The sequence below is a fragment of the Pseudomonas sp. SDO5522_S412 genome (genome assembly GCF_054071215.1).
On the sequence record NZ_JBSVWQ010000002.1, the window covers coordinates 1 to 23,400 of the forward strand.

18 protein-coding genes are annotated in these 23,400 nt (G+C 61.3%); 14 read left to right on the top strand and 4 right to left on the bottom strand.

Features of this window, described 5'->3' with window-relative positions; all coding sequences use genetic code 11:
- Positions 1-299 precede the first annotated feature (299 nt).
- Complete coding sequence (locus tag ACW9I6_RS00740) at positions 300-1,154, bottom strand: NmrA family NAD(P)-binding protein (protein ID WP_003217807.1); 855 nt, start codon at positions 1,152-1,154, stop codon at positions 300-302.
- A gap of 96 nt (positions 1,155-1,250) precedes the next feature.
- On the bottom strand, positions 1,251-1,694 hold the full coding sequence (locus ACW9I6_RS00745) for an Lrp/AsnC family transcriptional regulator (RefSeq protein ID WP_003217805.1): 444 nt from the start codon (positions 1,692-1,694) through the stop codon (positions 1,251-1,253).
- Positions 1,695-1,824: 130 nt separating this feature from the next.
- On the opposite strand from ACW9I6_RS00745, the gene ACW9I6_RS00750 reads away from it, so the two are divergent.
- Positions 1,825-2,724, top strand: a complete 900-nt coding sequence (locus ACW9I6_RS00750; protein WP_457338695.1) for a DMT family transporter — start codon at positions 1,825-1,827, stop codon at positions 2,722-2,724.
- A gap of 19 nt (positions 2,725-2,743) precedes the next feature.
- Here the strand turns inward: ACW9I6_RS00750 and ACW9I6_RS00755 are convergent, their stop codons facing one another.
- The gene (locus tag ACW9I6_RS00755; protein ID WP_457338696.1) at positions 2,744-4,732 is read right to left on the bottom strand and encodes a peptidase U32 family protein; all 1,989 of its coding nucleotides are present in this window, start codon (positions 4,730-4,732) and stop codon (positions 2,744-2,746) included.
- Between the two features lie 217 nt (positions 4,733-4,949).
- Here ACW9I6_RS00755 and ACW9I6_RS00760 point away from each other — a divergent pair, with 217 nt between their 5' ends.
- The 13 genes from ACW9I6_RS00760 to ACW9I6_RS00820 all read left to right on the top strand — a co-directional run bounded on the left by ACW9I6_RS00760 (position 4,950) and on the right by ACW9I6_RS00820 (position 22,936).
- A complete protein-coding gene (locus ACW9I6_RS00760) occupies positions 4,950-6,131 on the top strand; it encodes an EAL domain-containing response regulator (protein ID WP_235616461.1) in 1,182 nt (393 codons plus the stop codon).
- 141 nt (positions 6,132-6,272) lie between these two features.
- Positions 6,273-6,899: a response regulator transcription factor gene (locus ACW9I6_RS00765; protein WP_087693805.1), complete on the top strand. Its 627-nt coding sequence runs from the start codon at positions 6,273-6,275 to the stop codon at positions 6,897-6,899.
- Positions 6,900-10,493, top strand: a complete 3,594-nt coding sequence (locus ACW9I6_RS00770; protein ID WP_457338697.1) for a transporter substrate-binding domain-containing protein — start codon at positions 6,900-6,902, stop codon at positions 10,491-10,493. It abuts the gene before it with no gap.
- A gap of 204 nt (positions 10,494-10,697) precedes the next feature.
- A complete protein-coding gene (locus ACW9I6_RS00775) occupies positions 10,698-11,243 on the top strand; it encodes a fimbrial protein (RefSeq protein ID WP_457338698.1) in 546 nt (181 codons plus the stop codon).
- A 65-nt stretch (positions 11,244-11,308) separates the two neighbouring features.
- Positions 11,309-12,049: a fimbria/pilus periplasmic chaperone gene (locus tag ACW9I6_RS00780; RefSeq protein ID WP_087693808.1), complete on the top strand. Its 741-nt coding sequence runs from the start codon at positions 11,309-11,311 to the stop codon at positions 12,047-12,049.
- A 34-nt stretch (positions 12,050-12,083) separates the two neighbouring features.
- Complete coding sequence (locus ACW9I6_RS00785) at positions 12,084-14,660, top strand: fimbria/pilus outer membrane usher protein (RefSeq protein ID WP_177123397.1); 2,577 nt, start codon at positions 12,084-12,086, stop codon at positions 14,658-14,660.
- Positions 14,661-14,681: 21 nt separating this feature from the next.
- Entirely contained in the window at positions 14,682-15,818 is a 1,137-nt protein-coding gene (locus ACW9I6_RS00790) for a fimbrial protein (protein WP_087693810.1), read from the top strand.
- Between the two features lie 175 nt (positions 15,819-15,993).
- On the top strand, positions 15,994-16,542 hold the full coding sequence (locus tag ACW9I6_RS00795) for a fimbrial protein (RefSeq protein WP_457338699.1): 549 nt from the start codon (positions 15,994-15,996) through the stop codon (positions 16,540-16,542).
- Between the two features lie 75 nt (positions 16,543-16,617).
- Positions 16,618-17,346 carry a fimbrial biogenesis chaperone gene (locus ACW9I6_RS00800; protein ID WP_457338700.1) on the top strand — a complete coding sequence of 243 codons (729 nt, stop codon included), beginning with the start codon at positions 16,618-16,620 and terminating at the stop codon, positions 17,344-17,346.
- Between the two features lie 63 nt (positions 17,347-17,409).
- Positions 17,410-19,908: a fimbria/pilus outer membrane usher protein gene (locus tag ACW9I6_RS00805; RefSeq protein ID WP_457338701.1), complete on the top strand. Its 2,499-nt coding sequence runs from the start codon at positions 17,410-17,412 to the stop codon at positions 19,906-19,908.
- Positions 19,905-20,969 carry a fimbrial protein gene (locus tag ACW9I6_RS00810; protein ID WP_087693813.1) on the top strand — a complete coding sequence of 355 codons (1,065 nt, stop codon included), beginning with the start codon at positions 19,905-19,907 and terminating at the stop codon, positions 20,967-20,969. Before ACW9I6_RS00805 ends, ACW9I6_RS00810 begins: the two co-directional genes overlap by 4 nt.
- Before the next feature lie 10 nt (positions 20,970-20,979).
- Positions 20,980-21,666, top strand: coding sequence for a cysteine hydrolase family protein (locus ACW9I6_RS00815; protein ID WP_063030246.1), 687 nt, complete (start codon positions 20,980-20,982; stop codon positions 21,664-21,666).
- 64 nt (positions 21,667-21,730) lie between these two features.
- Positions 21,731-22,936 (top strand): EAL domain-containing response regulator, encoded by a 1,206-nt coding sequence (locus tag ACW9I6_RS00820; RefSeq protein ID WP_093209901.1) that lies wholly within the window; start codon positions 21,731-21,733, stop codon positions 22,934-22,936.
- Here ACW9I6_RS00820 and ACW9I6_RS00825 read toward each other — a convergent pair whose 3' ends face one another.
- Positions 22,937-23,317 (bottom strand): RidA family protein, encoded by a 381-nt coding sequence (locus tag ACW9I6_RS00825; RefSeq protein ID WP_003217799.1) that lies wholly within the window; start codon positions 23,315-23,317, stop codon positions 22,937-22,939.
- Positions 23,318-23,400 lie beyond the last annotated feature (83 nt).

A 23,400-nucleotide genomic window follows, 5' to 3' on the forward strand; every position in this document is an offset into this window, starting at 1 on the left:
TTTTTCGCGAGCAAGCCCGCTCCCACAGAAAAGCAGATCTGTTTTCGCTCTGGTCTTTGCTTTTAACACTCAAGCCGGCCGGGAGGCCGCTGTGCTTTTGCTTTTGATTTTGATCTGACTGCCCCAATAAGCCCGAGGCCGAACGCAGGTATTGCGGAGCGGCGGCCCGCGGAGCAATGCCGTTTGGTGGACTTTGCCGCTTTTGCAAAGTGACTCGCTGTAAGAGCGAAACCATACGCCGCCGTTACCCAAATAACGGATATGTACCCAATCACTGAGCTGGCTTGCAGGCCATAGCATCAGGTTTTTGCAGCCAACTCCCGCAGCACCTTGAGCAATGTGGTCTCACCCTTAACCACGTCCGCCTGCTCAAAGCAGATCCAACCTTCGTTAAACCCATCAATCATGCGCATGCGCGGCATTGGATTCTGCGCGCCTTGCTCACGAAACATCGGCTCCCACGCATCGCGAGGCACCACCTGTGCTGTCACACCACGACCAAGCACTTCGGTCAACGTGCGAGCGATGTCGTTCGGGCTGACCCATTGGCCTTCCAGCTCAACTACCCGACGCCCGCTCCAGTGTTGCTGCAACAATTGCGCAGCGAGGCGGCCGACGTCGGCGGTGGCGATCATCGGTACGGTCTTATCCAGCGGTTGCAGGAAGCTGTGGATCACTCCGTGTTCACGGGCCGTGATTACGTCGTAGGCGGTGTTTTCCATAAACCAGCCCGGACGCAAAAAGGTCACCGGCACGTTCAACGCGCTCAGCGCCTGTTCCATCAAGGTGCGTTGGGTCAGCAGATTCAGGTGCTCGGCCTGGGCGCCGATGGTCGACAGGCAAACAACTTTCTGCGGGGCCGCCGCTTCAATGGCCTGAGCGACGGCGGCAATCACCTTGCGCGCCTCGGGAAAACCCGGCTCCGGGTCGAAATCCGAAGGCGGCAGGATGAACACGCCGGTGGCACCCTTGAATGCTTCAGTGAGGGCCGCAGCGTCGTCCATATTGGCGATGGCGACCTCGCAACCAAGGGCGGCCCATACGGCGCCTTTGCCGGCATCGCGAATGACTGCGCGCACGGGTTGACGATCGTTGAGGAGAAAGCGCGCGAGGGCGCCGCCAACTTTGCCTGTGATTCCGGTGATGACATACATGGTGTTTACGCCTGTTGTTCCAATGTGTGGATCAAGCATAAACACCGCCCTGGATTGACAGAATAGCGATCCCGTCACTGCATCAGTGACTCAGAATCATGAATCACTCAGTGGTGGCAATCGGCGTTTTACCGGGGTTTTCTTGACGATGGCGGTGTTGGTTTCGGCGTAAGCGTTGAGCTTATCCAGCAGTGTGTCGAGTTGGTCCATGGTGCGCACATGCAGGCGTGCGATGAAGCAGTCATCGCCGGTCACCTTGTCGCACTCGGTGAACTCGGGGATCGCCTGGATCTGGCGCTCCACCTCCTGCAGTTTCCCGGGCAAAGGGCGAATGCGCACGATGGCTTGCAGCAGATAGCCAAAATGCTTGGGGTCAATGTCCACGGTGTAGTTCTTCAACACGCCACGCTCTTCCAGGCGCCGCAGCCGCTCGCCGACGCTGGGGGAGGACAGGCCGGTGATACCCGCCAAGGCCTTGAGGGACAGGCGCGAATCGTCCATCAGCGCGGCGATCAGTTGCTGGTCAATGCTGTCAATCATGGTCGCTCCGAAAGCGATTGCTCAGGTTTGCCTAATAAGAATAGGCGAAATGAAAGGTTCGCCTTATTTAGAATATGGAGTCGCTACAGGCCAGATTGCCATAATTGAGCCTCACTTGAGGAGCTCAATCATGGACAAATCCATACGTCGCGGTTCATGGGAAATGGTCGCCGCCATGCTCATATCCGGCACCATCGGCTGGTTCGTGCTGGTATCGGGGGTGCCGGTAGTCGAAGTGGTGTTCTGGCGCTGCGTGATCGGCGCGCTGACGTTGCTGGTGGTGTGCTGGCTGCTCGGCTATCTGCGCCTGGACTTGCTGGACTACCGCAAACTCGGGCTGGCGATGCTCAGCGGCGTGGCGATCGTGGGCAATTGGTTGCTGCTGTTCGAGTCCTACGCCAGGGCATCCATTTCCATCAGTACAGCGGTGTATAACGTGCAGCCGTTCATGCTGGTGATGCTGGCAGCAGTGTTCCTGGGCGAGAAAATCACCGTGCAGAAGCTCGCCTGGCTGAGCGTGGCGTTCGTGGGAATGCTGGCGATTGTCACTGCCCATGGCGATCAGTCAAATACCGGGGATGACTATCTGGTGGGCGTGGCATTGGCGCTGTGTGCGGCGTTTTTGTACGCGATTGCCGCGCTGATCATCAAGCGCTTGAAGGAGGTGCCGCCGCATTTGATGGCGTTGATCCAGGTGACCACGGGCGCCTTGCTGCTGGCACCGCTGATGCAGTGGCACAGCCTTTCGGCGTCGATGGATGCCTGGGCCGCATTGCTGACCCTGGGCGTGGTGCATACCGGCTTGATGTACGTATTGCTGTATGGCGCGATCCAGAAGTTACCGACGGCAATCACCGGCGCGCTGTCGTTTATCTACCCGATCGCAGCAATCTTCGTCGACTGGATTGCCTTTGGGCATCGGCTGGGCTGGATGCAATGGCTGGGCGTGGCGGCGATTTTGCTAGCGGCGGCGGGATTGCAGCGGGGTTGGTGGTGGCGTTCGAAAACAGTGATGAGCGTCACGCCGTAGCATGACGCTCACCGGCGACTCAATGTGCGCCGCGCGGGATGGTCTTGAGCAGGTCATCCGGGCTGATATAACCCACCACGCTGCCCGGTTGCGGCAGGCCGAGGATGTGGCCCTTGATCTTGCCGATCACGTGCATCTCGCAAGGCTTGCAGTCGAACTTCAGCGTCAGTACTTCGTCGCCGTGGATCAACTGCATCGGCGCGACCTTGGTCTTCACCCCCGTCACCCCCTTGGCCTGTTTGGGGCACAGGTTGAACGAGAACCGCAGGCAGTGCTTGGTGATCATCACCGGCACTTCGCCGGTTTCTTCGTGGGCTTCATACGCCGCATCGATCAGTTGCACACCGTGACGGTGATAGAAGTCGCGGGCCTTCTGGTTGTAGACGTTGGCCAGGAACGACAGGTGCGATTCCGGGTACACCGGCGGCGGCGTGGTTTCCGCCTTGCGGCCGCCCCGAGGATGGGCCTGGATACGCGCCTCGGTCAGCGCCTCGATCACTTCACGGCGCAGGGCCTTGAGCTGCGAATTCGGGATGAAGAAAGCCTGCGGCGCATCCAGCTCGATCGCGGTGGCGTGGTACTGGGTGGTGCCCAGTTGGCCCAGCAGGTCGCGCAGGGTTTCCAGGGCCTGTTCCGGCTTGTTGGCCACGCCAAACGGGCCGGGCAGGGCAACGCGGGCGCTGATGCCTTCTTCGCTGGTGACGGTCAGTTCCAGGCGATCTTCCTGCAGGCGAGCCGCCCACGACACGCCGATACGGCGCTCGGCGGAAGTCTTCAGCAAAGCCTGCTGCCAGTTATGGTCCAGGTTGCGGTTCAGCGGATGATTCGGGCGCAACTGATGCAGGCCAGCCGGCATCTCATTGGGCTCGACGCGGTAGCGGTAGCGCTTCTCGCCGTCTTCTTCGAACTCGCCTTTTGGCTCGGCGATGTTCGCGCGGAAACCCACCACTTCACGCTTGATCAGCACATTGAGACCGTCGCCGTTGGACAGCGGCTCATGGGTGATCACTTGCAAGTCACGCTTGCCGGCTTTTTCCACCACCCCCACCGGCAGGCCGGTAAAGGTCGGGGTGTCGAAGGCGCCGATGTCAACCTTGCGGTCGGTGACAAAGTAATCGGTGCTGCCACGGTGGAAGGTCTTTTCCGGGTCCGGCAGGAAGAAATGCGCAGTGCGACCGCTGGACGCGCGAGCCAGGTCCGGACGGTCTTCGAGGATCTCGTCGAGGCGCTGACGGTAATAGGCAGTGATGTTCTTCACATAACCCATGTCCTTGTAGCGGCCTTCGATCTTGAACGAACGCACGCCGGCATCCACCAGGGCGCGCAGGTTGGCGCTCTGGTTGTTGTCTTTCATCGACAACAGGTGCTTTTCAAAGGCAACCACACGGCCCTGGTCATCTTTCAAGGTGTAGGGCAGGCGGCAGGCCTGGGAGCAATCGCCGCGGTTGGCGCTGCGGCCATTCTGGGCGTGGGAGATGTTGCACTGGCCGGAGAAGGCCACGCACAAGGCACCGTGGATGAAGAACTCGATGGCGGCATCGGTTTCATCGGCAATCGCACGGATTTCCTGCAGGTTCAGCTCACGGGCCAACACCAGCTGCGAAAAACCGGCCTGGTCGAGGAACTTGGCCCGGCCCAGGGTGCGGATGTCGGTCTGGGTGCTGGCGTGCAGCTCGATGGGCGGGATATCCAGCTCCATCACCCCCAGGTCCTGGACGATCAGCGCGTCGACGCCGGCATCGTAGAGCTGGTGGATCAGCTTGCGCGCCGGCTCCAGCTCGTTGTCGTGCAGGATCGTGTTGATGGTGGTGAACACCCGCGCGTGGTAGCGCCGGGCGAACTCCACCAACTGCGCGATATCGCTCACGTCGTTGCAGGCGTTATGGCGCGCGCCGAAACTCGGGCCGCCGATGTACACGGCGTCGGCGCCATGCAGGATGGCCTCGCGGGCGATGGCAACATCGCGCGCAGGGCTGAGCAATTCCAGGTGATGCTTGGGCAAGGACATAGTTTTTTTAGTCAGGCTTGTCACGGAGGCGGGCATTGTAGCTGCGAAATGCCCGACCGGCACCCGCGAGTTGCCCGGTGGCAGATGCTTTGCGTGGGAAATTTCCTACATATTGGCAGGCGACTTCCTTCGCTGAAGGTTACGCCACCTCGCCATTATTAAGGCCTTCGAGTCTGCAAAACGGTTGATGACGATGGCCCCACCACGTGTCCTGGTTATGGAAAACCACAGTTCCCAGCGCAGCGCCCTGGTCAATATGTTGCGACGGCTCGGGGTGCGGGAGGTGTTGCAAGCCAGCAATAGCGAACAGGCAATAATCCAGATGCAGCGCACGGGCGGCGTGGATATCGTGCTTTGCAACCTGGGGGACAAGGGCTCCGAGCAGGTGGAATTTCTGCGCTATGCCAGCCAGATCGGCCTGGTGCAGGCCGTTGGATTGTCCAATGAGCTGCGCCCGGAGTTGCGCCGGGCCCTGGGGCATCTGGAGTTTTTATCGGGTGTGCAGCTGTTGGGTATCTTGAGCACGCCGTTGCAACTGCCGGCACTGGATCACTTGCTTAAACGCTATCGCGCGGCACCGCCGCCCGTACTCAACCCCGCGAGCCGGGTCCCATTGCCCAGCGAAGAAGAGATCCAACTGGGACTGGCCCTGGGCGAGTTCCGCGGCTGGTTCCAGCCCAAGCGGATGATGAACGATGGCAGCCTCGCAGGCGTCGAGGCGCTGGTACGCTGGGAACATCCGGCCCGGGGCTTGCTGCTGCCCAAGGATTTCCTCGCGGCAGTGCTGGCCTATGACCTGATTGATGAAATGTTCAAGCAACTGCTGGAGCAAGGTCTGAAATTGCTCGCCGTGCTGCATCGCCAGGGCGCCGTGCTGGAAATGTCGTTCAACCTGCATGCATCCCAACTGGCCCGCCACGGCCTGATCGAGCATATCCAGGGTGCCCTGCAACGCCACGGCCTGTGCGCTTCGGTGCTGGTGTTCGAGCTGGCCGAAAACGGCTTGCTGGACCTGCAGCCGCCGACCCAGGAAAACCTGCTGCGCCTGCGCTTGATGGGCTGCGGCTTGTCGATTGATGATTTCGGCGTGGGGTTTTCGTCACTCAAGCTGCTGTGCCAGTTGCCGTTCAACCAGATCAAGCTCGATGGCGACCTTATCCGCACCCTCAACGAACCACGCAGCCAGGCCATGGTCGGCAGCACCCTGGCGCTGGCCCGCTCGCTGGACATGAGCCTGGTGATCGAAGGCGTCAGCAACCGGCATATTCGCGACGCGCTGATCAGCCTGGGCTGCGAGGTGGGGCAGGGTTTTTTCCTGGCCCGGCCGATGACCGGCCACGACCTGCTGCATTGGCTGGCGCGGGAAGATGTGCAGCCGTTAAGTTCGCCGGTGGGCTAGGCGGCAAAACTTCAGAATTTTCCTACACTTCAGTCGTGTTCGTGTAACTTGAGCGAGGCGTCGGCTGGTCGCTTATCCATCGTTTTGCGTCACAGGTGCTTCTGTCACCGGAGCTTTCCGGCGCGCCTTACAGGAGGTTACATGTATACCGCTTTGGTTGTGGACGACCATCCCTTCATTCGCTCTTCCGTCAAAATGCTGCTCAGCCAGGTTCAGTTCGAAGTAGTCGCCGAGGCCGATAATGGCGCCGATGCGGTGCAACTGGCCCGGGAGCATGTGCCCGACCTGATCATTCTCGACATCGGCATGCCCAAGCTCGATGGCCTTGAAGTGCTCAACCGCATCGCATCCCTGCGCCTGCCGAGCAAAATCCTCGTGTTCACCTCTCAGTCGGCACTGTTCTATTCCATGCGCTGCATGAAAGCCGGTGCGGCCGGGTTCATTTCCAAGACGAACGACATGGAGGAGGTGACCAAGGCGATCAAGGCGGTGATGGACGGCTACACCTTCTTCCCCAACCTGGCCCACAGCTCGGTACGGCGCAGTGATCTGGAAGCCACTGATCATGATCTGATCCAGAACCTCTCTGACCGCGAATTGACCATCCTGCAACAACTGTCCCAGGGCTTGACCAACAAGGAAATTGGCGACGCCATGCTGATCAGCAACAAGACGGTCAGTACCTACAAGACGCGCCTGATCGAAAAACTCAACGTCAAATCGGTGGTGTATCTGGCCGATTTTGCCAAGCGCAACAACCTCATCTGAATGAACACACTTCTTCGACACGGCCTGCTGGGTTTCCTGTTGCTCTGCGGCCTGGGCAACGCCCTGGCGGCGCCGCAAATGCTCAAGCTGCACGGGCGTTCCGACGTCAGCGACTACAGTGTAGGCCTCGACGAGGCCGACTGGAGTTGGCTGCGCGGCAAAGGCACGCTGGTGCTCGGCTCGTCGGCGCCGGACTACTCGCCGTTCAGCATCACCAGCAATCGCCATGACTACGAAGGCATCACGGCCGACTACGCGCAGTTGATGGAGCAGTTACTGCACGTGAAAGTGCGGGTGCAACGGTATGCCTCACGCAATGGGGTGTTGGCTGCGCTCAAGGCGGGTGATGTCGATATGCTGGGCAGCTCCAACGGTTTTGAGGCAGCCGACCCGCAGCTTCAACTTTCCGACGCCTATGCCGAGGATCAGCCGACCCTGGTCAGCCGGGTCGGTGACAGCCAGAACCTCGACCCGGAACTGGCCGGCAAGCGTGTGGCGATGCTCTATCACTATCTGCCGCCCAAAGCGGTCGAAGACTTCTACCCCAAGGCCAGCTTGCAGCTTTACCCGTCCACCCTCAGCGCCATCGGCGCCGTGGCATTCGGCCAGGCCGACGTATACCTGGGCGATGCGATCAGCGCCAATTATCTGATCAACCGCAACTACCTGAACAACGTGCAACTGGCCGACTTCTCGCGCATGGAGGTCAGCAATTTTTCCTTTTCGGTCAAGCGCGACAACACGCGCCTGCTGCGGATTATCAATGCGTCACTGGCGGCGATCCCGGTCACCGAGCGCCAGACCATCCTGCGCCGCTGGAGCGCCGGGGGTGCAAGCATGCCAGGCCAGCATCCCCTGCATTTCAGTGTCAGTGAACAGCGCTGGCTGGACAAGAATCCCCGATTGCGCGTGGCGATTGATGAAGACTTCCTACCGATGTCGTTCTACAGCGCCGAAGGCGAATTCCGCGGCATCAGTGCCGACGTCCTGGCCAAGGTGGCCCTGCGCACGGGCTTGAAGTTCGATATCCAGCGGGTGAGTTCGGTGCGCGAGATGATCGACGCAATCACCAGCAACAAGGCCGACCTGCTCATCACCATCACCCCCAGCGAGGAGCGCGAAGCGGTCCTGCGCTTTACCCGTCCGTACCTGGCCACGCCCTTTGTCCTGGTCACTCGTACTGCACCGAGCAGCCCCAATACCTTGGACGATATGCACGGCAAGCGCCTGGCGGTGATCAGCGGTGATTCCAGCCGCGACATGCTGACCGAGCAATACCCGGACATCCGCCTGGTAGATGCCGACAGCGCCCATGACGCCATGGAGAAAGTCGCCAATGGCGAGGCCGATGCGGCAGTCAATTCGCTGATTACCGCGCGCTATATGATTTCCCGGCAATACCGTGACCGCTTGCGTATCACCAGCACCGTGGGTGTAACCAACTCGCGCATGGCCTTTGCCACGGCCCGCGGCTCGCTGGAATTGTTCTCGATCCTGGACAAGGCGCTGCTCAGCATCGCCCCCGAGGAAATGGACGAGTTGACCAATCGCTGGCGCAGCGAAGTGGTGGTAGGCGACAGCTACTGGCTGCGCAACCGCAGCGCAATTATCCAGGGCTTTGGGGTTGCCGCCGTGTTGCTGGTGACTGCCCTGGGCTGGATCGCCTACCTGCGGATGTTGATGCGCAAGCGCAAGCAGGCCGAGCAGGCGTTGAGCGATCAGGTTGAGTTCATGCGAGTCTTGATCAACGGCACGCCGCACCCGATCTATGTGCGTGATCGCCAGGGCAAGTTGCTGATCTGCAACAGTGGTTACCTGGAAGTGTTCCAGGTGGAACGCGAGCAGGTGATCGGCAAGACCGTACTGGACGGTGTGCTGGGCGACCCGGATGAGGCCGCCGCATATCACCGGGATTACCTGCAAGTGATGGAAAGCGGTGAGGCGCAGTTGCAGGATCGCAGCCTGATCATGCCCGATGGCCGCGTACTGACCATTTACCACTGGATGCTGCCATACCGTAGCAGCACCGGCGAAGTCAGCGGCATGATCGCCGGCTGGATTGATATCAGCGAGCGCCAGCGCCTGCTGGAGGACGTTCACGCCGCCAATCGCGCCAAGACCACCTTCCTGGCGACCATGAGCCATGAGATCCGCACACCGATGAACGCGGTGATCGGCATGCTCGAGCTGGCGACGAAAAAGGCTGACCAGGGCGTGATGGATCGCTTCGCGATTGATGTCGCATCCGGCGCAGCACGCGGCTTGCTGGACCTGATCGGCGACATCCTCGACATTGCCCGCATCGAGTCCGGGCGTCTGTCCCTGAACCCCGAGCGCGCTAACCTGCGGGAGCTGCTGGAGTCGGTGGTGCGCATTTTCGAAGGCCTGGCACGGCAGAAACAGCTGCAACTGCAACTCGACCTGGATGCCGGCGTCAACCGTGATGTGTTGATCGACCCGCTGCGCTTCAAGCAGATCGTGTCCAACCTGTTGAGCAACGCCATCAAGTTCACCGCCCAGGGCCATGTGCGCTTGAGCGTGCGAACGGAGGCGGGCAAGGAACAGCTGGGCGTAAGGCTGCAGGTGGAGGACTCGGGCATGGGCATTGGCGAAGAGGACCAGAAACGCCTGTTCAGCCCCTTTACCCAGGCCAGCAACAATGACCAGTCCGCACGTAGCGGCTCCGGCCTGGGTTTGGTCATCAGCCGCACACTCTGCGAAATGATGGGCGGGCGCCTGACCCTCAACAGCACCTTGGGCCAGGGCACGCGCATCGACGTGAGGCTGGACCTGACCACCCTTGAGCCGTTGGCAGACATTGCTCCGGTCGAGGACGAGCCGACAGTAATGAGCCACGCGTTGAACATTTTGGTGATCGATGATTACCCGGCCAACCGTCAGTTACTGACCCAGCAACTCAACTACCTGGGCCACCGGATCGAGGATGCCGAGGACGGTGCCCATGGCTTGCGGGCCTGGCGCAACGGGCAATTCGACGTGGTGATCACTGACTGCAATATGCCTCTGATGAACGGCTACGAACTGGCCCGGGCCATTCGTGCCGACGAGGCGGCCCGTGGATTGCCACCGAGCCTGATCCTTGGTTTTACCGCCAATGCACAGCCGGAAGAGAAGGGCCGGTGCCTGGCCGCCGGCATGGATGACTGCCTGTTCAAGCCCATCAGCCTCAAGGATTTGAGCGCGCGCCTGGCAGGCCTGGCAACGGAGCCGGGGAGTGGACACCCTGGATTTGCTGCAGATGACGATATTGACCTGACCAGCGTCGAGCACCTGGCCGGCGGCAACATTGCTTCGATCAAAAGCTTGTTGGGTGACCTTGCCGCCAGCAATGAGCAGGACATGGCGCGCCTGATGCAACTGTTCACCCGCCACGACCTGCAAGGCCTGGCGGACATCGCGCATCGGGTCAAAGGGGGCGCGCGGATCATCAAGGCCCGAGTACTGATCCGCTGCTGCGAAGACCTGGAAGCCGCCACCCGACAAGCAGACTCCATGCGACTGACCGAGACAGTGGATGCATTGCATCAACAGATGGAGCAACTCGGCGAACGGCTGGAGCGCTACCTCGCCTGAACCTCAGGCGAGTTGGCAATCTCTTTGCGTGGGAATTTTCCTACAAGTCTCAGGGCTAGATACTACGTCCCCAATCCCTGAAGCCTCCGATCATGGACCCGTCGCTCAACGCCGCTGGTTTGTTCCATTACTGGACGCATTCCGCACCAGGCAAACCATTCAGGCATTCGCGACGGCTTTTATCCTTTGATTTGGAGCTGTTCCATGAATCGCAAAGTCTTGGCGATCGCTGCACTGATTTCCACGGGTGCCGTCCAATTCGCTCACGCCTCTGATGGCACCATCAACTTCAACGGTGAACTGCGCAACCAGACCTGCACCATCGCCGTTGACGGCGTTGTCACCCCGGCCGTGGCCACAGTTACATTGCCAACCATTTCCACCGGTCTGCTGACCACCGTTGGCGAAGTCGCTGGCCAAACGGGTTTCAATATCCAGTTGACCAACTGTGTCGGCACCGCAACCACCGCAGCGGCATTCTTCGAAGCCGGTACCAGCGTCGATCCCGTCAGCTTCAACCTGCGCAATATGACCGGCACTGCCACCAACGTTCAACTGCAACTGGTGGACAACTCCAACGGTTCGGTGATCCGGGCCGGCAACACCAACCAGCGCACCAACACCTCCCGCAACACCATCGATGCCAGCGGCGCCGCCAACATGCCGTATGCCGTGCAGTACATCGCCCAGGGTGCCACCACCCCGGGCACGGTGATCGGCTCGGTCACGTACTCCATCGACTACCAATAAGCCTGGCCCTGACGCGCACCCGCGATACGACGCGGTGCGCGTCAGAACCACCGTAGAGGTGCGTGATGTCCTATTTGAAACTTCGCCGTCTCGGTGCCTTGGCACTGCTGGCAAGCCTGGCCTGTTCCCAGGCCACCGCTGGTGTGGTGATCACCGGTACTCGTCTGGTTTACCCCGCGAGCCAGAAGGAAATCACCGTTAAATTGAACAACAACGGCACCCGCCCGGTGCTGGTGCAGTCGTGGGTCGACAGTGGCGACCTGGAGTCCAGCCCGAGCCGCGCACGTGCGCCGTTTGTGCTGTCGCCACCGGTGTCGCGTATCGACCCGAGCAAGGGCCAGAGTCTGCGTCTGATGTATACCGGTACGGCGTTGCCCACCAACCAAGAGTCGGTGTTCTGGCTCAACGTTCTAGAGATCCCGCCGAAAGCCGAAGGCCCGGTGGACCTGAACGTATTGCAGATGGCCTTCCGTTCGCGGATCAAGATTTTTTATCGGCCAGACAACTTGCCAGGCAGCGCCGCCGAGGCCATCAGCCAGGTGCAATGGTCGCTGGAACAGCAAGGCAAGGGCTTTGCGCTGAAAGCCTACAACCCCAGCGCATTCCACGTCTCCCAGGTGGAGTTGAGCCTGGTGGCGGGCGGGCAACGCTACACCAGTGAAAACGGCATGGTCGGTCCAGGGGAGACCCGGATGTTCCCGCTACCGAACTTGAAGGCGCGGCCCGGGAGTGGGGCGGCGGTAGAGTTCAACGCCATCAACGACTACGGCGCGTTACTGCCAACCCGCCAGGCACTCAAACCCTGATCCCGATGTGAGCCTTTCTGCCCACGAGTGACTTATGACGACGTTCTCCAGCCCTGGTACTGACCTGCGGGCACGGCAGCGCTTTGCCTTGAATCCGTTGACAGTGCTTATTCTAAATGCCTTCGTTCTGGGGCCCGGCGCATTGCTGGCCCAGGATGCACATGCCGATGAAGAGGTACAGTTCAACGACGTATTCCTGCCCCAAGACTCCCGCAGTCTCGACCTGAGCCCTTACCAGAAAGGCAATCCGGTGCTGCCGGGCGAATACCGCGCTGACGTTGCAGTCAACGGTCGCCTGGTGACCCGTCAAGACATCCGTATTGAAGCCGAAACCGATGGCAGCAGCCCGGTGGTGTGTGTCAATAAAGCAGTATTGGAGATGATCGGCGTCGACCTGCGCCGCCTGACACCAGAGGCCACTGTTGAGCTGGAAAGCGGTAAGCAGTGCCTGGAACTGGCGCGGCTGATCGACGGCGCAACCGCTGCATTCTCGCCGTCTACCCAGTTGCTCGACATCAGCATTCCGCAGATTGCCCTGCGCCGTGATGCGCGCAATGCCGTCAGTCCGGAGTTGTGGGACCGGGGCGTTACCGCCGCGATGTTGAGCTACACCCTGAACGCCAACCACAACCAGACCCGCACCGGTAACTACGACACGGCGTATTTGGGCCTGAATGCCGGGTTTAACCTGGGCGATTGGCGTTTGCGCCATAACGGTTCGCTGAACTGGCAGAAAGACAGTGGCCAGACTTATCAGACGCTCAATACCTATGCCCAGCGCGACATTACGTCGCTGAAAAGCCAGCTGACCGTGGGCGAGGCCAACACCAGCGGCGAAATTTTTGACACCCTGGCTTATCGCGGGGTGCAACTGGGCACCGACGATCGCATGTTGCCCGAATCCCAGCGCGGCTATGCGCCAGTGATTCGCGGTATCGCCCGCACCAGCGCACGTGTTGCGGTGCGCCAGGCGGGAAACCTGCTGTACGAAACCACGGTGGCGCCGGGCGCGTTTGTGATCGACGACTTGTATTCCACTGGTTATGGCGGTGACCTGGACGTCACTGTGTACGAGGCTGACGGCAGCGAGCAACGCTTTATCGTGCCGTTCGCCGCGACCGCTCAACTGCTGCGACCCGGTACCTCGCGCTTCAACCTGACGGCAGGGCAAACCCGCAACAATTACATCTCGCGCCAGGCCAAGGTGGTGCAGGGCACCTACCAACGAGGGTTGAGCAACCTGTTTACCGGCTACGGCGGTGTCCAGGCCAGCGACGACTACCGTGCAACCCTGGGCGGCCTGGCCTTGAGTACACCGATCGGCGCATTGGCGGCCGACGTCACACACGCACAGACCCAACTGCGCAGCGGCAGCTCAAGCGGCCAGAGCCTGCGCCTGACGTACAGCAAAAACATTCTCAGTACCGGCAGTAACTTCGCCCTGGCGGCTACGCGGTTCTCTACCGAGGGCTACCTGGACTTCAGCAACGCCGTACAACTGCTCGCAGCCGAGCGTGATGGCCTGGACACCAGCCTGTACGGCCGGCCTCGCAGCCGCTTGACGCTGTCCGCCAACCAGAGCCTGGGCGGTTGGGGCCAGGTGGCATTCAGCGGGTTTACCCAGAATTACTGGAACCTGCCAGGCAGCGATGTGCAGTACCAGCTCAGCTACAACAAGCAAGTCAACCAAGTGAGCTACGGCATCAGCGCCAACCGCAGTCGCGCAGGGCTGGGCGGCATGCAGAACTCGATGCTGTTCACCGTCAGCCTGCCGCTGGGCTTTGGCGACTCGATCAATCGTCCGCAACTGTCGGCGCGGGTCATGCGCGACACCGGCGGCAGTGTCAGCCAGCAAGCCACTGTGAGCGGCACCGCCGGGCAAGACCGCCAGTACAGTTACAGCGCGACTGCCGGTCACGACGGTGCCAGTGCCAGTAACAGCACAGCCCTCAACGGCCAATACACCGGTTCCAAGGCCATCGTCGGTGGCACTCTGAACAATGGCCAGGGCTACAACAGCCTATCGCTGAACGCCAGTGGCAGCGTGGTAGCTCACCCGAGCGGGGTGACGTTCACACCGTACCGGGGCGACACCATGGCAGTGGTCAGCGCTCCCGGTGCAGCGGGCGCAAAAGTGGTGGGTTACCCCGGCCTGAAACTCGATGGGCGCGGCAATGCCGTCGTGCCGTACCTGCGGCCCTATGAACTCAACGAAGTGGCGATCGACCCAGTCGGTACCTCACTGGACGTGGAATTGAGCGAAACCAGCCAGCAAGTCGCTCCCCGTGCCGGTGCCGTGGTGGCGTTGAAATACGGCACCCGCACTGGTGAAGCCTTGCTGCTCAACGTCAGCCTGGCCGATGGCAGCACGTTGCCGTTCGGCGCCTCGGTTGTGGATGACCGTGGCGTGTCGGTGGGCATGGTCGGGCAGGGCGGGCAGCTTTATGCCCGAATCAAGGAAAACGCGCACCGGCTGTTGATCAGTTGGGGCACCCAGGCCAACCAGCAATGTGCCTTGACGCTGCCTGCGGGCAAACGTGATGGCCAGCAACTGCGCCAGGTGGATGCGGTGTGCACCCCCGATCCCGTGGCGGCGGTTGCGGCCCGATAATGCTCTGAAGGAGAAACTGACATGATTCAGAAGAAACCCTGGGCCTTGCGCCTGCTGGCGCTATCTGGCCTGCTGGCCGGTGTCGCCTTTTGCAGTGCCAAGGCTGTTGCCGGCACCTGCGAACTCAATCCGGCAACAAACCCACTGGGCAGCCAGCCGATCATTGCCACCATGCCGCTGTTGGGCGCAAACCTGACCGTGGGGCGCGACCTGCCGGTTGGCAGTGAAATCTATCGCCAGACGTTCATGCCTACTACCACCACCAATTTACATTGCCTCAACCTGACAGCTCAGCCGCTGGAACGGGATTACTTCACCGCCACGCCATTGCCGTTGTCCGCCTGGATGGGCTCTCCCTACGGAGGCAAGACCTACGAGACTGGGGTCGCCGGAGTCGGCGTGGTGATCTGGTTTCGCAGTGACGTGCTGCCCTACACCTGGAGTATGCCCAACTGCGACACGATGATGGCCAACTGCGGGATCAACTCCGCACCTGGAAACATGGCATTGGTTGTGTCGCTGATCAAGACCGGCAATGTGGCGGCCGGCGTGATCAACGGAGCAAACTTTCCTTCGGTCGTTCGTGACATCGTCACCGACAACATCCTGCCCGTGCTGCGGCTGAACTTCTCCGGCACGATCAACATCGTCTCGCGTACCTGCACCACACCGGACGTGCCGGTGCCGCTGGGCAGTTATCGGGTCAGTGAACTGGGCGGCGTCGGGAATGGCACGCCATGGAAGGAGTTTGACATCCAGTTGCTCAATTGCCCGGCGTTCCACGGCTACTTTTCAACGACTGGCCCGCAATGGAGTAACGACGGCAGCACGTTGCCCGGTACTCGCACCAACAACGCAGTGAACTTCCGACTGGACCCGGTCAACGGCGTGATCGACGCGGCGAATGGCGTGATGAGCCTGACCAACAGCGCACCCGGCGAGGCGCCGGCGGCGACAGGTGTCGGCATCCAGATCGCTCGCCGCACAGCAGTGCCCGTACCTTTGGGCACCATGGTGGCGGGGTTCCAGGCCAGCCTGACGTCCTTGGAAGGCGCCAGCTTTGCCATCCCGCTGCAAGCGCGCTACCTGCAAACTCAAGGCACCGTAACCCCCGGGCCGGCAAACGGTGCCGCGGTGTTCACACTGGATTATCAGTGAACTATCCACTAGGAAATTTCCTACAAGAGCGCGGCACCATTCATACGTAGTCAACCCACCCCACACCCGATACTGAGCCTCGTTGAACGGCCCCACCGACCAAGCGGACCGGGCCTTGCAACCTGATTGAAGCCCTCACCGGGCTTCAGACTTTCCTCACTCTCTGGATTACGTTATGAACAAGTTTGCGCTTAAAGGTCTGTTTGCCGCTGTCATCCTCGCCGCTGGTTCCCAGGCTGCCATGGCTGCTGACGGTGAAATCAACTTCGTCGGTTCCGTAACCGACAACACCTGCCCGGTGGTCGTGACTGACCTGAACGGTTCGGCCGGTGCTGGCGATGTGGGCCTGGGCGACGTGCCCGCCACTTCCCTGGCTACCGTTGGTGCTGTTGCCGGTGGCGGCGCGTTCTCCCTGACTATCGACACCAACGCCCCAGGTTGCAGCGTCACCGGCAAGAGCGCCGTGGTCAAATTCCTGTCCCTGAGCGGCACTGCCGGCGCCAGCGGCCAGTGGATCGGCATCACCCCGGACGCCGGTCACGCCACCAACGTTGCAGTACAGATCAAGGACGCCACCGACAAGGACGTGCAACTGGGCCTGGAATCGGCTCCGTACCTGGACCTGGCCCAGCCGCTGCGCTTCACCGCCAACTACATCGCTACCGGCATTGCGACCTCCGGCCCGGCCAACGCCAAGGCTGCGTTCACCGTCGAGTACCAGTAAGCCCTGTTGATGCGCCGCTGCAGCGCTGAAGCGCGCAGCGGCCATCCCCTCGCTCACGGCAAGAGGATGATCGAAATGAACGTTTCCCCCTTCAAGAAGGCATCGGCCCTGGCGCTGTTGCTCAGTACTGCACTGCTCAGCACGGCCAGCCAGGCCGGTGTGATGCTCGGCGGCACGCGGATCGTGTTCGACGGCAACAAACGCGACGCGTCGATCACCGTCAGCAACACCACGGCGCAGCCGTACATGGTGCAGACCTGGGTCAACACCGAAGCCGATGACATGACCACCGCCACGCCCTTTGTGTCGACGCCGCCGCTGTTCCGACTGGACCCGCGCAAAGAGCAAATGGTGCGCATCCAGAAAGTCGCCGGCAACCTGCCGAGCGACCGTGAATCGGTGTTCTATTTCAACGCCCAGGAAATCCCGGTGGCCAGCGAAGGCAACGCCAATACGCTGAAGATTGCCATGCGCACCCGCGTCAAATTGTTCTATCGCCCGGCCGGTCTCAAGGGCAATGCGATGGAAGCACCGTCGCAGCTGACCTGGAGCCTCGCGCAGGAACAGGGCAGGGCCGTGCTGGTGGTCAATAACCCGTCGCCGTTCCATATCTCGTTCATTGGCGTGACCGCCAAGTCTGCCGGCCAGAGCGTCGAGGTCAACGAGCCGACGATGGTCGCGCCGATGAGCAGCCAGCGTTATCCCCTGTCGGGCTTCAAAGGCACAACCGGCGAAGTGGTGTTCTCGGCCATCAATGATTACGGCGGCTACAGCGAGCCGCAGACCGTGCCACTGAACCGCTGATTCCTTTTCTTCCTGTAGACGTTTGCGCGTGCCGCGACTGTGGCGCGGCGGCCGGGTATTGCCATGCGAATCGATAACTCCTTCAGCTTTAGTCGTTTGCCTTTGTGGGTCGCCGTGGCGGCCGCCTGTGCCGGTGAATTGGCCGTGGCCGGTGAGCCTGCCAAGTTCGATGCCGGCTTCATGCAGTCGTTTGGCGGCGCCGGGGCCGGGCCCAATCTCGACCTGGATGCGGTGGCCAACAGCGGCAGCATCGGTCCTGGTACCTACCCGGTGCTGGTTCGCCTGAACCAGAGCTTTTTCGACCGGCGTGACATGACCTTCATCAAGGATGAGCAGGGCAATGACGTACGTGTATGCCTGTCCGAGGCCTTTCTGAAGGAACTCGGGGTGAAGCTGGATGCGTTCAAGGTGCCCGGCGAAACACTGCCCGCGTGCATCGACCTGGCAGCTCTGATCGAAGGCGCCTCGGTGACCTTCAACGCCAACTACCTGGCCCTGGATATCAGCGTGCCGCAGATCGCCCTGAGCCGGGATGCGGCCGGCTACGTGGCACCGTCGGAATGGGACCGCGGCATCAACGCCGCGATGCTCAACTACCAGTTTTCCGCTGCGCAAACCAACAGCGACGCCCGGGGCACCGGCAATCAGTACAACCTGTATGCCACCGGTGGTTTCAACCTCGGCGACTGGCGTTTTCGCTCCAGCTCCTCGTTCCGCCAGGGCGATGAAGGTGGCCGCCAGTGGCAGCGCAGCAATACCTACGCGCAACGGGACATCACACCGCTGAAGGCTACGCTGACGATGGGCGAGAGCTTCACCCCTGGCGATGTGTTCGACAGCGTGCCGTTTCGCGGTGTGCAACTGGCCTCGGACATGGGCATGTTGCCGGACTCGATGCAGGGCTACGCCCCGGTGATCCGTGGCATCGCCGAAACCCAGGCCAAGGTCGAAGTGCGCCAGAACGGCTACTCGCTGTACACCACTTACGTGGCGCCGGGTGCGTTTGAAATCAACGACCTCAACGCCGCCTCGGGCAGCGGCGACCTGGAAGTGATCATCACCGAAGCCGACGGCCGTGAACGACGTTTCACCCAGCCGTACGCAACCCTGGCCAACATGCTGCGGGAAAACACCTGGCGCTATAGCGCGACTGTGGGCGAATACAACTCGGCCAACGGCGGCGAGCGGCCGATGTTTACCCAGGCGTCCCTGGCCTATGGCTTGCCGTTCGACCTGACCCTGTACGGCGGCTTTCTGGGGGCTGATTTTTACCGTGCCGGTGTGGTTGGCGTGGGCAAGAGCCTGGGCAGCATCGGCGCCGTCTCGGTCGACGTCACCCAGGCGCAGACCGACGTGCCCAAGGCCGTCACCACCCAAGGCGACAGCAAAAAAGGCCAGAGCATCGGCCTGCGCTACGGGAAGGCATTTGAAAGCGGCACCTCGGTGCGCTTCGCCGGTTACCGCTATTCCACCGAAGGCTATCGCGACTTCAGCGAAGCCGTGGATTTGCAGCAACCCAACGACTACAGCCAGTTCTCCAAGCGCAGCAAGGTCGAGGCCAGCGTCAACCAGGCCCTGGACAACTACGGCTCGCTGTACTTGAACCTGAGCAAGCAGAACTACTGGGGCACGTCCCGTGAAGACAAGCAGATGCAGCTGGGTTTCAACACCCAGTACAAGGGCGTGACCTATGGCGTGTACGCCAGCAAGACCCTGACAGACGACTTCGGCTCCAACAACCAGGTGGTCTTCACTGTGTCCATGCCCCTGGGACAAACCCGCAGCACCGGTACGTTCAGCGTCACCCGCAACAATGACGGCAGCCTGGATCAACGGGCCGGCCTCAGTGGTCGCGATGGCAACCTGAACTACAACGTCAACGCCAACCGCGTGGAAAACACCGGTAACAACGGTTCGGCACTGCTGGGCTACCGTGCACCGTTTGCCCAGTTGGGCGCCGGTGTGAGCGTCGGCTCGGGCTACCGGCAGACCTCGGTAAGCGCGGCGGGCTCGGTGCTGGCCCATGCCGATGGCGTGGAATTCGGCCAAACCCTGGGTGAAACCGTGGCGCTGGTGGAGGTCAAGGACACGCCGAAGGTCGGCCTGCTGAATGCCCCGGGCACCCTGACCAATGACCGCGGATACGCCCTGGTGCCGTACGTCACGCCGTATCGCAAGAACCGCGTGGCCGTGGACACCAGCGAACTGGACACCAGCGTCGACATCGCCGAAGGCGTGACCAACGTGGTGCCGCGTCGCGGTGCGGTGGTCAAGGCGGTATTCGCCGCCGGCCGATCGGAAAAAATACTGCTCAACGTCCGCTTGCAGGACGGCTCGCTCTTGCCTTTCGGCACCACCGTGCAGGACGACCAGGGCGCCAGTGTCGGCGTGGTCGGCCAGGCCGGACAAGTGCTGCTGTCGGCGGGCAAAGGTGTCACCTACACCATGAAATGGGGTGGCAACGCCGCGCAGCAGTGTGAAATCAATTTGGATATCAGCAGCACGCCAGCCACCGACGGTTATCGGGTGATGGACGCTGTGTGCGTAGGAGTTCGTCCATGAAACAGATAAACAAGTGGAAAAAACGCGTGCTGTTGAGCGCGCTGGCGGTGGCACCGTTTGCCCTGTCAGAGATGGCGTTGGCCGACTGTGCGTCTACCAGCGCGACCCAGAGCGTACACCCCATCGGGGATGTGTACATTCCTCAGGATGCGCCGGTGGGGTCAACCATCGGGCTGGTCAAGTACACCCGCTTCCCGATCATCAACTGCACGACGACGGTACCGTTTTCAATCCAGGCCAACATGCTCGGTGCCAAGTTACCCGCGGTCACCGCCGCCATTGGCGCGGTGCAAGGCAGCCAACTGTACGCGACGAACATACCGGGAATCGGGGTAGGCGTGGTCAACGAAAGCCGCCCCAGCTTTCTGTGCCGGACCTCCGGCAACTGGTACTTCCCGCTGACGTACGCCAGCTGTAATACCGGTGGTTTCGCCTCCAATACCAATAACAGCTTGATCCTGATCAAAACCGGACCGATCCCGGCAGGCGTCAATGATTTCGGCAACCTGCAGGTGTACACCGTCACGATCAACAACAACGGTACGCCGTTCGACTGGATCGACGGTCGCCTGACCGGCAGCGTGACCGTGGCCGGCTGCAGCATGCCCGAAGGCGTGGGCAGCATCATCGACGTTCCGTTGAACAACTGGGAAAAGCGCGTGTTCAACGGTCCCGGCAGCGTCACGCCAACCGAAAGTTTCAATATCCCGCTGAATAACTGCATTGCCGGGACGTACGCGGGGAATCCGACCTGGAACTACTTCCAGGGCAACACCGCCAACATCCGCCTGGATGGCGCCAAGGGGTCGGTGATTGTCGATGCCGGCCAGGGAGTCCTGGGGCTCAACTCTGAAGCCACCGCCAGCGGCGTGGCGGTACAGGTGCTCAAGCAGGACGGAACCGTGCTGCCGCTGGGCGTCGACGTACCGATCATGCCGGTCCAGGACGGCACCACCAACCTGCAGTTCGGTGCCCGCTACATCCAGACCGCCGGCGACGCCTCCGGGCCGCAGCCCGGTATTGCCAACGCCACCGCGAACTTCACCATCACCTACAAATAGGAAAAACCCCATGCAACGTTTTACCCGTCGCTTCATGGCCGCTTGCGTGCTCTCCACCGTGGTTGCCAGCGGTGCTGCTATTGCCAACGATCACCCGACCATCCGCGCCATGTCGGGTGCCGAGCAGATCAAGCAATTGCCGGCCGCCAAGACCGCGCTGATCGTGATCGACTTCCAGAACGAATACTTCACCGGGCGCATGCCAATCCCGGATGGCGCCAGTGCCCTGGCGAAAACCCGCGAGCTGATCAACTACGCCGACAGCCACAAGATCCCGGTCTACCACGTGCAGCACGTGTCGCCGGCCGGCGCTGCGGTATTCGCCATTGATGGCGAGACCGTAAAGTTCCACAAGGACATGCAGCCACGCCCTCAGGACCACGTGGTGCAGAAGAACACCGTAAGCGTGTTCGCCAGCACCGACCTGGCCACACAACTGAGCAAGGCCGGGATCAACACGCTGATCATCAGCGGCCTGATGACCCACGCCTGTGTCGCCGGTGCCGCCCGTGATGCAGCGCCACTGGGTTTCAACGTGATCGTTGCTTCCGATGCTTCCGCCACCCGTGCGATCACCCGTCTCAATGGCCAAAGCGTCGACAAGGACGCCTTGCATCAATCGGCACTGGCCGAAGTCGAGGACACCTTCGGCGATGTGATGACCACCGAGCAAATCGTCAAGTTGCCCGTGCTCTAAACCGCTGCGACACGCCCGGCGTCATACCCGGGCGACCTTATTCCTTTCAGATGAGCCGACTTCAATGACGAGTTTTCCCATACGCGTGCTGGTACTCGAGGATCATCCTTTTCAACGTGCCGTCGCAGTGAGCCTGCTGCGCCAACTGGGTTGCCACGAGGTATTCGAGGCCGCAGACGGTGTGCAGGCGCTGACGGTGCTGCAACAGGTGGGCGGGGTGGATATTGCCCTGTGCGACCTGTGCATGGACGGCATGGATGGCCTGGAGTTTCTTCAGCAGGTGGGGCACTCGGGACTGGTCGGCTCGGTGATTATCAGCAGCTCACTGTCGGCCGATGTGCGCCGCACGGTGCAGCAGATCGTTTCGTTGCTGGGCCTGGAAATGCTCGGTGACGTCGGCAAGCCGTTGCAGGCCCACGCCCTGGAGACCCTGCTAAAAAAGCGCTCCAGTGGCCCTGGTGTCGCGCCACCCAAGGCTGCACCGGTACGCCTGGCCAGCGATGAAGAAGTGCGGTGGGCCCTCAACGAACAGCAACTGCAGGCCTGGTACCAGCCCAAGGTCGACCTGCATACCGATGACGTCTGCGGCGTAGAGGTGCTGACCCGCTGGGTGCACCCGTTGCGCGGCATCCTGTCGCCGGCCGTGTTCATGCCGGTGCTGGAGCGCTGCGGCTTGCTGGATACGCTGTTGTTCATGCAGATGAACCAGGCCCTGAGCCTGCAGCGACTGGCGAAAAACGCCGGGCTGGCGCTTGACCTGTCGTTCAACCTGAATGCCAGCCAGTTGACCAACAGCAACCTGACCGCAGTGATCAAGGGCATCCTCTCGCTGCACCAGACGGCACCTGCCAGCGTGACCTTCGAACTCACCGAAAGTGGCCTGCTGGAAGCCCCGGCCACCAGCCTGGAAACCCTGGTGCGCCTGCGCATGATGGGCTGCAAGTTGTCCATCGACGACTTTGGTGCAGGCTTCTCGTCGTTGCAGCGCCTGTGCCAGTTGCCGTTCAACGAGATCAAGCTCGACGGGGAGTTTATCCGCACCTTGCTCCACGAACCGCGCTGCCAGGCAATCGTCAGCAGTACCCTGGCATTGGGGGAAACCCTGGGGATGTCCGTGGTAGTGGAAGGCATCGAGACGGAGGAGCAGCGCGAGTCGTTGCTCGCGATGGGATGCACTCAAGGGCAGGGCTACCTGTTCGCCCGGCCCATGAATGATGTGGATCTGCTGCGCTGGCTACCGGCGGCGTCGAATATTGAACGACGCTCCTGATCAGCCCTTGGCGGCCATCGCAGTGACTTCAACCCGCATGCCTTCGACGGCCAGGGCGGCAACACCAACCGCCGCACGCACAGGCCAGGGCTTGGCGAAGTAGCGCTTGTAGACTTCGTTGAACGCGGCGCGGTCGGCCATGTCGGTCAGGTAGATGGTCAAGTGCATGACCCGGTCAATCGAACTGCCGGCACGTTCCAGGGCCACCTTGAGGGCTTGCAGGGTGCATTCGCTTTGCAGGGTGATGTCGCCAAGCTCCAGGCTGCCGTCGGCGCGGGTAGGGATTTGCGTGGAGACGAGGATGCCGTTGAAGCCGATGACGTCGGAAGAGATGGAGTCCGGATCGAGGTCGGGGGTGAACGCGAGGTCGTGGTTGGCCATGAAGGTCTCGTTTTGCTGCAGAGTGAGGCCGCGCAGTTTAACGCCTCCCGCAGAACTGCCAACCCAAATAGCTGTTCAGCGTG

Bases quoted from the DNA above. Each gene is read 5' to 3' on its own strand.
- ACW9I6_RS00740 (WP_003217807.1), bottom strand. From the start codon at position 1,154: ATGTATGTCATCACCGGAATCACAGGCAAAGTTGGCGGCGCCCTCGCG.
- ACW9I6_RS00745 (WP_003217805.1), bottom strand. From the start codon at position 1,694: ATGATTGACAGCATTGACCAGCAACTGATCGCCGCGCTGATGGACGAT.
- ACW9I6_RS00750 (WP_457338695.1), top strand. From the start codon at position 1,825: ATGGACAAATCCATACGTCGCGGTTCATGGGAAATGGTCGCCGCCATG.
- ACW9I6_RS00755 (WP_457338696.1), bottom strand. From the start codon at position 4,732: ATGTCCTTGCCCAAGCATCACCTGGAATTGCTCAGCCCTGCGCGCGAT.
- ACW9I6_RS00760 (WP_235616461.1), top strand. From the start codon at position 4,950: ATGGAAAACCACAGTTCCCAGCGCAGCGCCCTGGTCAATATGTTGCGA.
- ACW9I6_RS00765 (WP_087693805.1), top strand. From the start codon at position 6,273: ATGTATACCGCTTTGGTTGTGGACGACCATCCCTTCATTCGCTCTTCC.
- ACW9I6_RS00770 (WP_457338697.1), top strand. From the start codon at position 6,900: ATGAACACACTTCTTCGACACGGCCTGCTGGGTTTCCTGTTGCTCTGC.
- ACW9I6_RS00775 (WP_457338698.1), top strand. From the start codon at position 10,698: ATGAATCGCAAAGTCTTGGCGATCGCTGCACTGATTTCCACGGGTGCC.
- ACW9I6_RS00780 (WP_087693808.1), top strand. From the start codon at position 11,309: ATGTCCTATTTGAAACTTCGCCGTCTCGGTGCCTTGGCACTGCTGGCA.
- ACW9I6_RS00785 (WP_177123397.1), top strand. From the start codon at position 12,084: ATGACGACGTTCTCCAGCCCTGGTACTGACCTGCGGGCACGGCAGCGC.
- ACW9I6_RS00790 (WP_087693810.1), top strand. From the start codon at position 14,682: ATGATTCAGAAGAAACCCTGGGCCTTGCGCCTGCTGGCGCTATCTGGC.
- ACW9I6_RS00795 (WP_457338699.1), top strand. From the start codon at position 15,994: ATGAACAAGTTTGCGCTTAAAGGTCTGTTTGCCGCTGTCATCCTCGCC.
- ACW9I6_RS00800 (WP_457338700.1), top strand. From the start codon at position 16,618: ATGAACGTTTCCCCCTTCAAGAAGGCATCGGCCCTGGCGCTGTTGCTC.
- ACW9I6_RS00805 (WP_457338701.1), top strand. From the start codon at position 17,410: ATGCGAATCGATAACTCCTTCAGCTTTAGTCGTTTGCCTTTGTGGGTC.
- ACW9I6_RS00810 (WP_087693813.1), top strand. From the start codon at position 19,905: ATGAAACAGATAAACAAGTGGAAAAAACGCGTGCTGTTGAGCGCGCTG.
- ACW9I6_RS00815 (WP_063030246.1), top strand. From the start codon at position 20,980: ATGCAACGTTTTACCCGTCGCTTCATGGCCGCTTGCGTGCTCTCCACC.
- ACW9I6_RS00820 (WP_093209901.1), top strand. From the start codon at position 21,731: ATGACGAGTTTTCCCATACGCGTGCTGGTACTCGAGGATCATCCTTTT.
- ACW9I6_RS00825 (WP_003217799.1), bottom strand. From the start codon at position 23,317: ATGGCCAACCACGACCTCGCGTTCACCCCCGACCTCGATCCGGACTCC.